9 protein-coding genes are annotated in these 14,688 nt (G+C 33.2%); all 9 read left to right on the forward strand.

What is annotated here, in order from left to right:
• Positions 1–78: 78 nt before the first annotated feature.
• The 9 genes from Q0975_RS24765 to Q0975_RS24805 all read left to right on the forward strand — a co-directional run bounded on the left by Q0975_RS24765 (position 79) and on the right by Q0975_RS24805 (position 14,488).
• A complete protein-coding gene (locus tag Q0975_RS24765) occupies positions 79–1,500 on the forward strand; it encodes an MBOAT family O-acyltransferase (RefSeq protein ID WP_299442363.1) in 1,422 nt (473 codons plus the stop codon).
• Positions 1,500–2,435, forward strand: coding sequence for a hypothetical protein (locus tag Q0975_RS24770; RefSeq protein WP_299442366.1), 936 nt, complete (start codon positions 1,500–1,502; stop codon positions 2,433–2,435). The genes Q0975_RS24765 and Q0975_RS24770 overlap by 1 nt, the downstream gene beginning before the upstream one ends.
• 180 nt (positions 2,436–2,615) lie before the next feature.
• Entirely contained in the window at positions 2,616–5,633 is a 3,018-nt protein-coding gene (locus tag Q0975_RS24775) for a tetratricopeptide repeat protein (RefSeq protein ID WP_299442371.1), read from the forward strand.
• 27 nt (positions 5,634–5,660) lie between these two features.
• The gene (locus tag Q0975_RS24780) at positions 5,661–7,409 is read left to right on the forward strand and encodes a TonB-dependent receptor (protein WP_299442374.1); all 1,749 of its coding nucleotides are present in this window, start codon (positions 5,661–5,663) and stop codon (positions 7,407–7,409) included.
• A 353-nt stretch (positions 7,410–7,762) separates the two neighbouring features.
• Entirely contained in the window at positions 7,763–8,575 is an 813-nt protein-coding gene (locus tag Q0975_RS24785; RefSeq protein ID WP_299442376.1) for a M23 family metallopeptidase, read from the forward strand.
• Positions 8,576–8,737: 162 nt separating this feature from the next.
• Positions 8,738–10,534 (forward strand): DUF885 family protein, encoded by a 1,797-nt coding sequence (locus Q0975_RS24790; protein ID WP_299442379.1) that lies wholly within the window; start codon positions 8,738–8,740, stop codon positions 10,532–10,534.
• 397 nt (positions 10,535–10,931) lie between these two features.
• Positions 10,932–11,504 carry an SRPBCC family protein gene (locus tag Q0975_RS24795; protein WP_299442382.1) on the forward strand — a complete coding sequence of 191 codons (573 nt, stop codon included), beginning with the start codon at positions 10,932–10,934 and terminating at the stop codon, positions 11,502–11,504.
• A gap of 228 nt (positions 11,505–11,732) precedes the next feature.
• Positions 11,733–12,545 carry an AraC family transcriptional regulator gene (locus Q0975_RS24800; protein ID WP_299442386.1) on the forward strand — a complete coding sequence of 271 codons (813 nt, stop codon included), beginning with the start codon at positions 11,733–11,735 and terminating at the stop codon, positions 12,543–12,545.
• A 233-nt stretch (positions 12,546–12,778) separates the two neighbouring features.
• Positions 12,779–14,488 (forward strand): serine hydrolase, encoded by a 1,710-nt coding sequence (locus Q0975_RS24805; protein WP_299442388.1) that lies wholly within the window; start codon positions 12,779–12,781, stop codon positions 14,486–14,488.
• Positions 14,489–14,688: the final 200 nt, after the last annotated feature.

Below are 14,688 nucleotides of genomic sequence, written 5' to 3' on the forward strand. Positions count from 1 at the left end.
TAATGTATTTATTAAAAATGTTTTTTTATCCACGTTAATTTTAAGTATTTTTCCAAAGAATTCATACCACTTTTCATTTTGCAATTTAATACTGTAGATTTTGCGCTATTTTTCCCACTTGTTTTTGTTCTGTATTGGTTTGTATTTAATAGATCGATAAAGATTCAAAATGTTTTTCTTGTCGTCGTTAGTTACTTATTTTACTCTTTTTGGGATTGGCGATTTTTAGTATTAATCTTTTTAAGTTCTGCGATTGATTTTATAGTAGCCGGACAACTGAAAACTTCTATTGGTAATCAAAAGAAACTATTATTAGGAGTCAGTATATTTTTTAATCTGGGAGTACTTTTTGTTTTTAAATACTTTAATTTTTTTATAGAAACGTTTACAGAGGTCTTTTTGTTATTCGGTAGACCAATATCTTATAGCTCTGTGCAACTTATTCTTCCTGTTGGCATTAGTTTTTATACTTTTCAGACATTGAGTTATACTATAGATGTATATAGAGGAAGAATGCGACCGACTAATGATATTGTTTCATTTTTTGCCTTTGTTTCTTTTTTCCCTCAATTGGTTGCAGGACCGATCGAAAGAGCTTCGAATCTATTACCTCAGTTTCAGAAAATTAGAGTGTTTAATTACAGCAAGAGCATCGATGGATTACAATTAATTCTAGGAGGTTTGTTTAAGAAAATGGTGATTGCAGATAATTGCGCACTGATTGTTAATAATCTATTCGAAAATTATACAGAATATTCTGGTAGCACCTTGTTTTGTGGAGCCATATTTTTTGGTTTTCAGATTTATGGTGATTTCTCTGGGTATTCGGACATAGCTATTGGTTCAGCAAGATTATTGGGGTTTGATCTCATGAAAAATTTTAACTTTCCATACTTATCAAAGAATCTGATTGAGTTTTGGAGGCGTTGGCATATTTCCCTTTCTACTTGGTTTAGAGATTATGTCTACATAGCTTTAGGAGGTAATAGGGTTTCAAACTCCAGATTGATTTTTAATATTTTAATAGTTTTTTTACTAAGTGGATTATGGCATGGAGCTAATCTCACATTCTTAGTTTGGGGATTGATTCATGGGATCGTATTGATATGCACTATTTTTATAGGCAAGTATGCAAAATTTGGAATGTTCTTAAAGAAACAAAAATCCAATGTTATTGATTTTTTAAGAATAGGAATTACATTTTTTATTGTTACTATAGCATGGGTGTTTTTCAGAGCGGAAACCATTACGGAAGCTTTTGGGTATTTAGATAATATATTTTCTTTATCCTTGTTTTCTATTCCGAAGGGAAATAAATGGTTTTTATTATCCCTGATGGGATACATGATGATAGAGTGGTTTCAGAAAAACAGAGAGCACTTGTTAGATATTCGACATATCTCTTCAAAACCGATTAGATATATAATTTATTATGCTACGGTGTTTTTGGTATTTTATTTCGGAGGTGAATTACAAACTTTTATATATTTTCAGTTCTAATGATGAAGGCTTTTATTCAAAAAACACTGGTATTTCTAATTCCCATCTTACTGGTTTGGGGAGGTTTAGAGTATTTTTATAGAGCTACAGCATCTAATTATTCGTATAAACATCAAACAATTACAGAGAATTATAAGGATATAGAAACTTTGATCTTGGGAGATTCACATGCGTTATATGGTATTAATCCACAATATATAGATGCTAAGGCGTTTAATCTTGCTAATATTAGTCAGTCTTTATATTTTGATGAATTACTTTTTAAGAAACATATTGATAGTCTTAATAACCTGAAGCAACTCATTCTAACAATTAGTTATTTTAGTTTGAGTAAATTAGAAAATTCCGAAGAAAGCACCTGGCGAAAATATTTTTATAGTAATCTAATGGACGTAGACGTTCCGGTTATTTCCAGATTTGATGTCCGAGAATACAGCCTGTCTCTTGCTAGGCGATTTAGGGCTTCGGTAGAATTTATTAAATATTATTATGAAAACGGAGAGTCACTTGTGGGATGTGATTCTAACGGATGGGGTACATTGTATGAAACTACAACTGGAGTATCTCTGGATAAAGAAAGTTGGAGTACAGCAAAAAGGCATGAAGATTTTTTAATGGACTTTGAAGAAAACATAACTAGACTACAATCCATTATTGAATACTGTAAAAAAATAAAATGTAAGGTCTATCTAGTGGATATGCCAGTTTATCATTCCTATATATCTTTACTTAACCCAGATAAGTTTCAGAAAATAACTAATTCTTGTAACAAACTGGCTCAGGATAATGTTAATGTAACTTATATTAATTTACGTCAGGATTTTAGATTAGAAGATTCTGATTTTTATGATCCTGATCACCTGAATCATAAAGGAGCTAAAAAATATACTGAAATCATAAATCAAATTATATCTGATTCAAAAAATGATGATTGATGTAATTATCTGTAAAATATTTCGTTATTAAGAAGAAGATTAGGGTATCTTTAACACAAAATTTATTCACGGGAAGCGATATTTACTTTAAGAAAAATTGGTCAAGGAATAACCTTGAGATTTCTATTAAACTGTTATTCTGGTATAATCCAGAATTTAAACTTTGAAAGAAATATTTACATGAACAAATACATCACTTTGATGCTTTTTGTAGCGATCCTGTTTTCAAAGGTTTCTGCACAACAATCAGCAATTTACACCAATGAACTAGTACTGTATAATCAGGCATTAGAACTTTATAATAATAAACAATTTCTGGCAGCTCAGAATTTATTTGATAAAGTTCGGGATGCTGTAGATGACGAGAATATTGATGCAGAATGTACGTACTATATTGCTAACTGTGCAGTATGGCTTAATCAAAAAGGCGCAGATACATTGATGGAGGAATTCGTAGTACAATATCCCACTAGTATTAAGCGTAATGCAGCATATCTTGACGTAGCTAATTACTATTTTGATAACGGTAAATACGCTTATGCCCGTAAGTGGTATGATAAAGTTGATGAAGGTAATATGAGCCGTTCTGAAAGAGAAAAGTTTAACTTTAATAATGGATATGCATATTTTAAAATTCAACGATTTAACGAAGCTAAGAAGTTTTTAACTCAGGTAGAAGAGACGGATACATATGGAGCTCAGGCAAAATATTACCTAGGTTTTATAGCCTATGAAGGTGATAATTATCAGGAAGCGGATAAACTTTTTGATGAGGTAAAGGATCTGGATAAATACAATAAGAATCTATCTTATTTCCAGAGTGATATGAATTTTAAATCAGGAAAGTTTGAGGAAGCTATCAATGATGGATTAGGGCAGCTTTCTAAATCAAAACCTTCGGAAAAATCAGAACTCAATAAAATTATTGGGGAGAGTTATTTTAATCTTGGTCAGTATGATAAGGCTATTCCTCATCTTAAAGCATATCGAGGAAGAAAAGGAAAATGGAATAATACAGATTATTACCAATTAGGATATGCATATTATAAAGGAGGTGATTATACCAATGCAATTTCAGAATTCAATAAAATAGTAGACGGACGAAACGCTACCGCCCAAAATGCATATTATCATTTAGCCGAATCTTATTTGAGAACGAACCAAAAACAGCAGGCATTAAACGCATTTAAAAATGCTTCAGAAATGGATTTTGAAGCGAAGATTAAAGAAGATGCACTATATAATTATGCGAAGTTGAGTTATGAGATTGGTAATTCATATGAGAGTACTCCAAAAGTGTTGTTGTCCTACGCAGAAGCCTACCCTAATTCTGAATTTAAAGAAGAAATACAAGAATTATTGATTAGTTCTTACATTACTTCTAAGAATTATAAAGAAGCTATGGACCTGTTAGAAGGTAGTAGAAATTTTGATGATAAAGTAGTATATCAGAAAGTGGCATTTTTCAGAGGTGTAGAGCTGTATAATGAAGGGAACTATGCAGATGCGAAAATATATTTTGATAAATCTCTAGCTCAGCAAACAGATCCACGATTTGCAGCAAAGGCCATTTACTGGAAGTCAGAATGTGACTACTTACAAAATAATTTTGATGAAGCACTGATTGGGTTTAAACAGTTTAAAGGGCAACAAGCAGCCTCATCTACTGATGAATATGCTGAGATAGATTACAATATAGGATACACTTATTTTAAACTAAAACAATATCCACAGGCGGCAGATTTTTTTGATAAATATTCTAAGAAAAGAGGTGTAGATGAAATACGATTGACGGATACTTATCTGAGATTAGGAGATAGTCATTTTATTTCTAGTAAATATTGGCCAGCTATGGAAGCCTATAATAAAGCAATCAAAAACGGCGGAGCGGATTCGGATTATGCGCATTATCAAAAAGCTATTAGTTACGGATTCGTCAAAAAGAATGATAAGAAAATTAGTGATCTAGAAATGTTTATCAAACAATATACGAGATCAACTTACCGTGATGATGCCATGTTTGCCTTAGGAAATACCTATGTAGCAGAAAATAAAACCCAAAGAGGAATTGAAGCATACGACAGATTGATTAGAGAAGTTCCTAGAAGTTCGTATGTACCAAAAGCGTTGCTAAAACAAGGATTGATTTATTATAATGGAGATCAGGGAAATAGAGCTTTAACTAAGTTTAAAAGAGTAGTATCCGATTATCCAGGAACAGATGAGGCATTGCAAGCAGTGAATACAGCTAGATTGATCTATGTGGATTTGGGTAGAACTGATGAGTATTCTAGTTGGGTAAAAGGATTAAGTTTTGTAGATGTTACAGATGCGGATCTAGATAATACATCGTATGAGGCTGCAGAAAAACAGTTTTTAGAGAATAACCAAAATGCTGCGATCATCGGTTTTCAGAAATATTTGGATGAATTCCCTAACGGTCTTCATGCCTTAAAGAGTCATTTTTATTTAGCGCAATTGTTCTTTAAGAAAGGGGATAAGCAAGCCACTATTCCGCATTATGAATATGTATTACAAAAAGATAGAACAGAATTTACAGAACAAGCATTAGCAAGATTGTCTCAGATATATTTGGAGAATCGTAATTATGATAAGGCGATACCTGTATTGGAACGATTAGAAACGGCTGCCGATTTTCCTCAGAATATCATATTTGCACAATCTAATCTGATGAAATCACATTATCAATTAGTACATTATCAGGAAACCATAACCTATGCAGAAAAAGTATTGGATAACCCAAAAATCCAGAATGATGTGAAAAGTGATGCACAAGTTTTTATTGCTCGTGCAGCATTACAAACGGCCGATAATGCGAGAGCCAAAAGAGCATATGCTGAGGTTAGAAAAATAGCTACAGGAGAACTAGCAGCAGAAGCGTTATATTATGATGCTTATTTCAAAAATAAAGAAGGTAATTATAAAGCATCCAATGAAACGGTGCAGCAATTAGCCAAAGATTTTTCGGGATATAAATTATACGGAGCTAAAGGGCTTGTTTTGATGGCTAAAAACTTTTACGGGTTAGAAGATGCGTATCAAGCAACCTATATTTTAGAAAGCGTCATTAAAAACTTTGCAGATTATCCAGATGTTACAAGCGAAGCACGATCCGAACTCAAAAGAATCAAAGCCGAAGAAGCAAAAACAAATTCATCCATCAAAACCGAACAATAATAATCAGTTATAAACGCTAAGATATTTATGTCGAGATATATCAAGAAATTAATTTCTCTTACCTGTATTTTTGTCTGTAGTATTTCTACAATAGTTGCTCAGGAGAAAGAAGAAGAGGAAACAATAGAAACAGAACGTGTAGTTATCGTTAAAACCTATACACCAACGATTAGTGATGCGTTTAAGGTGAAATCTACACCGATACTTAATGATTCAGTTACTCAAAAGAAAAAACAACTTCGATACAGTATTTTTTCAGTGCCAGTAGCATCTACATTTACGCCAGCAAAAGGTAGAGCAGCGAATATAGATCGACCTAAAAAAATACCATTGTATGATAATTATGCTACGTTGGGATTTGGAAATTTCACTTCGGTGTTGGCTGAGTTTTATAGTAATTTTCAGGTAAATCGTACAGATAATATAGGATTGTATTTACATCATAATTCATCGCAAGGAGGAATAAAAGATATAGAGCTGGACGATAAATTTTACAATACATTTCTAGATCTTAACTACACCTCGCGTACCAAAGATTTTACATACGGAATAGAGTTAGGAGTAGAGCATCAGTTGTACAATTGGTATGGTTTGCCAGAGACTCCTGTTCTTACACCAGCAGAAATTGATGCAATTGACCCTCAACAGAATTATTTTGGGGCCAAGTTGGGGGGCAAATTGCAGTTTGATGATTTATATCTTAAAAGAGCTTCTTTGAACTATCGTTATTTTGGAGATGCGTTAAGCACTACAGAACATCATGCCGTGTTTACACCAACATTCGAGTTTGAAGTTGCAGATGAATTAATCACCACAGATTTTATTGTTGATTATTTAGGAGGAAGTTTTGACAGACCTCTGAATATTACATTGCAGACGCCTAATGATTTTAATATTCTTAATTTAGGTATTCAACCTAGTTTAGTGGTGTTAAGAGATAACCTAACATTGAATCTTGGAGCCGCCGTTTTTTATAGTATTGATAGCCAGAATAATGATAATGACTTTTTTATCTATCCTAAAGTTACCGCATCATATCGATTATTGGATGAAGCAGTAATTGCTTATGGAGGTTTAGAAGGTGGATTAAAGCAAAACACGTATAGAGATGCGGTACAAGCTAATCCATATGTATCGCCAACTTTATTTTTAACCACGACACATAATCAGTTTGATGCATATGTAGGGTTCAAAGGGAAAATATCTGATGTAGTAAGTTATAATTTTAGAGGAGGTTATTCCTCAGAAGATGATAAGGCTTTATTTGTTAATAACAGACCACAGATATTACAGTTAGAGGGTTATGATTATGGAAATTCTTTCGCTTATCGATATGATGATGTACTGACACTTAGCGGATATGGAGAACTAAATTTTAATATCAATAAAAAGTTTAAGTTAGGAGTTTCTGCGGAGTATTTCAATTACAATACAGAAGATGAGCAGGAAGCTTGGAATTTACCTGATGTAAAAGTTGCTGTATTACTGGATTATCAAATTACGGATCAGTGGTTCGCTGGAGCACAAATATTTCATGTTGGAGAGCGAAAAGACATAAATACTTCAGTTGCTTTTACACCTCCAACTCCAGAAGTTACAGTAACTTTGGATAGTTATTTTGATGCGAATGTAAATCTAGGGTATCGATTTAATGATAAATTATCTGTTTTTATAAAAGGAAATAATCTTGCAGGTGAAAATTATGAGCGCTGGTCTAATTTCCCAGTACAAGGGATACAAGTGCTAGGTGGGTTGACCTACAAGTTTAATTATTGATTGTGAATTGTCAGATCGAGCGTAGTCGAGATCTACTTGGTATTATTGAGAATAGTAAGCTTATTTAAAGATAAAGCAATTACATCTATATTTAATACTATTATTTTGGATTCTGGCCTACGCCAGAATGACAAGTCTTTTGCTGTTTTTAGTTTTTGTTATTCCAGCGTAGGCTGGACTCCATTATTCACAATACTAACTTCAGATTTATAAAAGTTTATTTGTCTTAAAAACAATGATAATAAACATTAGATTATTATAATTAAGGTTATTTTTTTTACATCTAGCTTTACTTATTAGCAATTACAAAATAAAAATCTTATTTTATCCTAGTAATTGGAAATGAATTAAATATGAAAAGAGTTGCGTTTTGGATACTTAGTCTACTATCGATAGCTACGTTTGCTCAGGAAAACTTTAAGGTATATTATGAAGAAGGAGAGAATGGATATAAAATATATGCCGATAATGGTGAATTTTGTCCAGTCTCTGTAGAAATTGATTTTAAAATAGAGAACCTTACCTCTAGTATTGGAGATGTTAAAATCATAAAAGTACCCGCACAGACGACTAAATTCTATGTTGCTGATCTAACCGTTGTAGACAGAAGAAAAGCAATTAAACTTGGATATAGCGTGCGTTATAATCATGGAAATCATTTGCAAACTTCTTATGATGCTGATTATGCATACCATTTGCCTTATAAAAAAGGAACTGAGCATATGGTTACACAAGGATATAATGGTAAGATTTCTCATGATAATGAATATGCATTGGACTTTAGGATGCCAGTAGGAACAGATATATATGCAGCGAGAGATGGTAAAGTAGTGTTAGTAGAGCAAAGCTTTAATAAAACCTGTACCAATCAAGATTGTGCCAAGTTTAATAATTATATTTTGGTGTTTCATTCTGATGGAACTTTTGCGGAGTATACGCACATCAAAAAAAATGGATCTAAAGTAAAACCAGGAGATACAGTAAAGAAAGGACAACATATAGGATATAGCGGTAATGTAGGATGGTCTACAGGTCCTCATTTGCATTTTATTGTATTTCTGCAACGATTTAATACTAGAGAAACACTCCCTACCAAGTTTGTAATCGGCAACGGAAAAGAAATTACCCAACTAGAAGAAAAAAAGGAATATTCAAAAGAATATTAAAAATATAACCTAGCTGTAAGGTTTGATAGAAAATGTGCTTTATTTAGCGTGATAAAGACGAATCCTCTGTATTAAGAAAACCTTAACCACCTGTACAATTCGATATGCTTATTTTTAGGCTTTGAACAAACTATTGTTTGTACTCCAATCAAATATATTATTATGATTAAAAGAATTCTTGTGGCAACATGTTTTGCTATTGTTTTTATGGCATGTAAAAACGAAAAAAAGGTAGAAACCACCTCAGAAAATACAACGGTAGATATTAGTGCAGCATTTAATGGAATGCTAGATGCATATTATGAAGAAGGATTACAACTCAATCCTGTACAAGCTACATTTGCGGGTGATAATCGTTTTAATGATCAATTTCCGAATCCGTTAGCAGATGAAACGGTAGCAAAGCTAAAAGCATACTATACTTCATATAAAGAGAAACTAGGTGAATTTGATACAGCTGATCTTTCTAAAAGTGAACAAATGACCAAAGCCATTCTACAATGGGAATGTGATATGAATCTTGCTGGATTCGAATTCCACCAAGACTATTTTCCTATTGATCAGATGTGGTCGATCAATTTAAGAGCAGGGCAATTAGCAAGCGGAGCCAGTGCACAACCATTTAAAACGGTAGAGGATTATAATAACTGGTTAAAACGTTTGGATGGATATTTAGCTTGGATGGCTTCTGCAGAGGAAAAAATGAAAGAAGGAATGAAAGAAGGCTATGTACTTCCGAAATCTTTAATTACTAAAGTATTACCGCAATTAGAGGCACTTACAGTAGAAGATCTTGATGCGCATTTATTCTATTCGCCAGTTAAGAATTTTCCGGAAGGTTTTTCTGAAGAAGATAAAAAGTCGTTAACGGAAGCGTATAGTAACATGGTTTCAGAAAAAATTATTCCTGCTTATAAAAGCTTACATCAGTTTATGAATACTGATTATATGGAAGCCGGACGAGAAAGTTCTGGTATTTCTGAAATTCCTAATGGAGAAACGTTCTATAAACATCAGATCAAATTATATACGACCACCAATATGACAGCTGAAGAAATCCATACTTTAGGGTTGTCTGAAGTAGCTCGTATTTCTGGTGAAATGGAGAAAATTAAAGAACAAGTTGGATATAAAGGAGATCTAAAATCATTCTTTGATTATGTACGTAATAAAAAGGAGTTGATGCCTTTTAAGGAACCTAAGCAAGTAATCGATAATTTTAATGCGATTCATGATCGTATGAAACCACAGATCGAAAAGTTATTTGATGTAAAACCAAAAACACCTTTTGAAGTAAGACGTACAGAAGCTTTTAGAGAAAATTCTGCCAGTGCGGAATATAATCCAGGATCCTTAGACGGAACTCGACCAGGTATATTTTATACACCAATTCCTGATGCAACTAAGTACAATACCTATAGTGATGAATCTTTGTTTTTACATGAAGCAATTCCTGGACATCATTATCAAATTTCATTAACTCAGGAAAGCAAAGAATTACCAAAATTTCGTAAAACACTTTGGTATAGTGGTTATGGAGAAGGATGGGCTTTATACTCAGAGTCATTGGGAAAAGAATTGGGATTATACACAGATCCATATCAATATTTCGGGATGTTAGGAGCAGAAATGCACAGAGCAATCCGGTTAGTAGTGGATACAGGATTACATGCTAAAGGTTGGACACGTGAGCAAGCTATACAATACTCATTAGATAATGAGGCAGAATCCGAAGCAGGAATCACTTCTGAAATTGAGCGATATATGGCAAACCCTGGACAAGCATTGTCTTATAAAATCGGACAACTTAAAATCAGAGAACTACGTGCCAAAGCAGAGAAAGAGTTAGGAGATAAATTCGATATCCGTAAGTTTCATAACGAAGTACTAGAAACTGGTTGCGTTCCATTGGCGTTGTTAGAAGACAAGATCAATACTTGGATTACTGCTAATAAATAACGAATCCTGAGTTAGAGTTCCTTCACCTTGGACGACAGTGCTTAGCGATGGGCGAGAAGGAGCGTTGAAGTTAGGATGAGGGGTTTTAGTTCATACCCTCACTTTAATCCTCTACCTGAGGGAGAGGAAACAAAATCACTAAACTTTGATATATATATATTAGGAAACCCAGCAAGATCCATCTTGCTGGGTTTTCTAGTAATTACTAATTCATGTTTTTTTGTAAAATACTTGTAAAAATCAATAAAGCAGTTGATTTTCACTCCACTGGAATATCTAAATAAAATGTAACGTGCTGATGTATAAATAGTATGTAAGAGAATTATTTAAATTTAATTTAATAAATTTATAGGAACACAAAACATTTTATACTGATATCTAACTAAAACAATTACAAATGAAATATTTAAAATATCTACTATATTTAATTATAGTACTGGCATTAATATTCTTTGGGAAAGGGTTTTTAACACCATCTGTATCCTACGAAAGCGAAATAGTTGTTAGCAAACCTGCTAACGAATCTTGGGAAGTGATTTCTGATGAATCAAATTTACCAAAATGGATAAAAGGATTTAAAAAAACAGAGCTTGTTAGTGGTACAGCAAATACAGTTGGAGCAATTTCTAAAATCTATGTAGAAGATGGAGGCGAGGAAATGGTTATGGAGGAAACGATAACAGCTATAAAACCACATGAACATATGGCTATGACTTTTACTATGGATTTTATGGATATGGACTATGAAATGTTTTTTAAAGAACAAGATGGTAAAACTACAATCACTTCTAAATCCACCACAATGGGAAATGGCATTTTTGCGAAATCCTTGATTTCATTTATGCCAGGTTCAATGAAAGAGCAAGAGGATGAGAATTTAAATAAATTGAAAGAATTAATAGAAGGAAATACTAAGAATTATTTTCCTGAAAAAGTAGTGGATACATCAGCGGTTTCTGTAGAAGAATAAATCTGACTTTGATTTTAAGAATGCTGGGTTTGCCGAAGTACCGTCCTTGTGTATTTGGAACCCTGAAGTTCTCGAAAGGTATGGTAATTCGAAAGCTAATAGATGATTGTAATATATTCTTCTTTCTGATTAAACATTCAATTCAATGTAATTTGTTATCTTAGAAATTCACAGAATTTTTATATTAGATATTCTGAGATATGATATTATTAGCAAGCCTAACAACGAATGAAAATATTAAGGGAAGGAACGTATTATGGAAAACAAAACTCAGAAGTTTCCTTTAATGGTATTCTATTATCTCAATACGGGTATACGGTAGAAAAAACAGCTTGGCACTATCATGAGAATCCGTATTTCATGTTTGTGTTACAAGGTAATATGATGGATTGTAATACCAAAGCAAAAACCTTATGTCCATCAGGAAGCATTATGTTCAATAATTGGCAAGAAGCACATTATGGTTCTAAGCATTCTGAAAAAGCAAGTGGATTTCATCTGGAGTTTCAACAGGATTGGTTCGAAAATAATGGAGTCGACATAGATCTACTAGAAGGAAGTCAGCTAATAGAAAATCCTAGAATACACTTCCTTTTTGCAAAACTATATCACGAATTTGTACTGTCGGATCAATATAGCGAAGTCTCAGTAGAACTATTACTATTACAAATTAGTGAAGCATTAGGAGAGATTAAAGAAAGTGACTCCAAAAATATTCCTGATTGGATCATTAGATTACAAGAACTGCTACATTACGATACCTCAGAGCTGAGTCTTCAATATCTTTCTGATCAATTAGATGTACATCCAGTGCATATATCCAGATCCGCACCAAAATATCTTTCTGCCAGTCTGGGAGAATATATCAGACAACATAAAATCAAAAAAGCAATTCCTTTGCTATTGGATTCGTCAAACTCATTAACCGAAATTGCTTACCAAACCGGTTTTTCGGATCAAAGTCATTTTAATCGTGTGTTTAAATCCTATTTTGAAATGAATCCTAGTTTTTATAGAAAGAATCTCTATAAAAATCTATAATACCAATTTATTTGTAAAATGTCATATAGAAAACGAAGTTGCTTTTTTGTGCTATGCCACCGTGATGAATTTGCATAGCCTTAGCTACGGAAATTTAGAACAAGAAAATAGCGCGAAGAATGAACAAGTATGAATACGTTATTTTATAATAAAATTGGTATCATGTTAATCTGATACAATTTTTTGAAGGAGTAAGAAAGTACTTTTGACTTTCATAAAAAGTATAAAAAACTATGTTTAAAAATGTAATGACAGCAGTACTTCTTTTTGCATATGTTCTAACAGGTTGTTCGCAACAAGTGACAAACACCTATGAAGGGAACTGGGAAGGAACACTAGCAAATACTAATACCTTAAATTTTAATCTCGTTATAAAAGAGTCATCAACTAATTTATATGAGCTAACGATAACGAATTTTGAATCTACCATAAGAGAAAAGTTAGTAGTAACCAATAATAAACGTCTTCAAGGAAGTATTGATGATGATATTCATTTTGATTTGTCTTTTACCTCAGATAAAACAGCAGTCACGGGATTTATAAAAACCGGAATTTTAATGTATCACATTACTTTACAAAAAACCAATAATGGCACCTATAACGGTGTTTGGAATCCAATTATGGTGGATAGCCTGCAATCACAAACAATGTATCTAGGTGTAGAAAATAATGAGGATGGTAGTCTTGCAATGTATACGTTTTTTGGAGATCAACGATTTACAGGAACTTGGATTAATGGTAGTGAAAAAGAAGGAGAAGCTATTGTATTTAGAGATTATAAAACAGGTCTTAGATTTAGAGCTAAACTTCTAAAAGATACTATTGCATTAGAAACTTTATTAGGCCAGCAAACCGTAACGGTTACGAATTTTAAACGTTCTGATATTGATTTGTCATCTTTAAAACCAAGTGGTCCTAAAAATCAAAACGTCAACAAACCAGTAGCGTTGAATGATGGTTGGATCACAGCAAGTACTGCAGATGTTGGTGCTACAACCGCTTCTTTATCGAAGTTAATTGATGAGGTAAATAAAAAAGAACTACCTAATACACACAGTGTACTTATAGCCAAAGAAGGAAAACTAGTATTCGAAGCGTATTTTGACGGACACAATCCTAATATTTCTCATGATCAACGATCCGCATCCAAGAGTATTTCTTCTGCAATGATTGGGATTGCCATAGATGATAAAATTCTAGCAGGCGTAGACCAAAAATTATATGATTTTATACCTCAGGAATTTCAATACACGAAAGATCCTTTAAAATCTAAGATCAACTTCGAAGATTTATTGACGATGAGTTCTGGATTAGATGTGGATGGTGACGCATCAGAAAATAACTATCAGAGTTCTGATAATTGGTTAAAAACAACGCTAGAAGCAAAAATGACACACGAGCCAGGAACACACGCTAATTATGGTTCTGCCAATCCATATTTATTGGGGGTAAGTTTAGACCAGCAATTGCAATCTCCATTAGAGTTGTATATAGAAAAAAAGTTGTTTGCTCCATTAGGGATTACCAATTATATCATCCAGACAGAGAATACAGCAACAACCCCTTATTTTGGAGGTGGTATGTATTTAACGCCAAGAGATATGCTAAAGTTTGGGCAATTGTATTTAGATAAAGGGAAGTGGAAAGGAAAACAAATCATTTCTGAAAGCTGGGTAGCAGCATCCTTTAAAAAATACAGACGATTACAAGACGTAAAAGACAAAAATGAATATGGATACCTATGGTGGCATAAAACCTATACCGTAGGAGGTAAGAAAGTCGAATCTATAGAAGCAAGAGGTGCTGGTGGACAATATATTTGCGTGATCCCAGAATTACAATCTGTAGTGGTAATCACCTCTGGGAATTATAGAAGCCGAAAATTACTACAACAACCAGAGAATATACTTGCGCAATATGTACTTCCTGCGATTGTTAAATAAACTCGGACTTCGACTTCGCTCAGTTCTCGAAATACTCGAACCCTGAGGTTCTCGAAGGGTGAAAATAATAGAATAACGAACCAGATTTCTACTACGCTCAGTCCTCGAACAATGCGAATGCTGAGCTTGTCGAAGTGGTTGTCGAATGGTAAGGGAGTTCACCTTTCTTCAGAATATGTTTTTGGAACAGGCGCAGGCGA

This window comes from uncultured Aquimarina sp. (genome assembly GCF_947500065.1).
Classification (GTDB): Bacteria; Bacteroidota; Bacteroidia; order Flavobacteriales; family Flavobacteriaceae; genus Aquimarina.

Excerpts from the sequence above, each read along its gene's own strand:
- Q0975_RS24770 (WP_299442366.1), top strand. The coding sequence starts at position 1,500 with ATGATGAAGGCTTTTATTCAAAAAACACTGGTATTTCTAATTCCCATC.
- Q0975_RS24775 (WP_299442371.1), top strand. The coding sequence starts at position 2,616 with ATGAACAAATACATCACTTTGATGCTTTTTGTAGCGATCCTGTTTTCA.
- Q0975_RS24780 (WP_299442374.1), top strand. The coding sequence starts at position 5,661 with ATGTCGAGATATATCAAGAAATTAATTTCTCTTACCTGTATTTTTGTC.
- Q0975_RS24785 (WP_299442376.1), top strand. The coding sequence starts at position 7,763 with ATGAAAAGAGTTGCGTTTTGGATACTTAGTCTACTATCGATAGCTACG.
- Q0975_RS24790 (WP_299442379.1), top strand. The coding sequence starts at position 8,738 with ATGATTAAAAGAATTCTTGTGGCAACATGTTTTGCTATTGTTTTTATG.
- Q0975_RS24795 (WP_299442382.1), top strand. The coding sequence starts at position 10,932 with ATGAAATATTTAAAATATCTACTATATTTAATTATAGTACTGGCATTA.
- Q0975_RS24800 (WP_299442386.1), top strand. The coding sequence starts at position 11,733 with ATGAAAATATTAAGGGAAGGAACGTATTATGGAAAACAAAACTCAGAA.
- Q0975_RS24805 (WP_299442388.1), top strand. The coding sequence starts at position 12,779 with ATGTTTAAAAATGTAATGACAGCAGTACTTCTTTTTGCATATGTTCTA.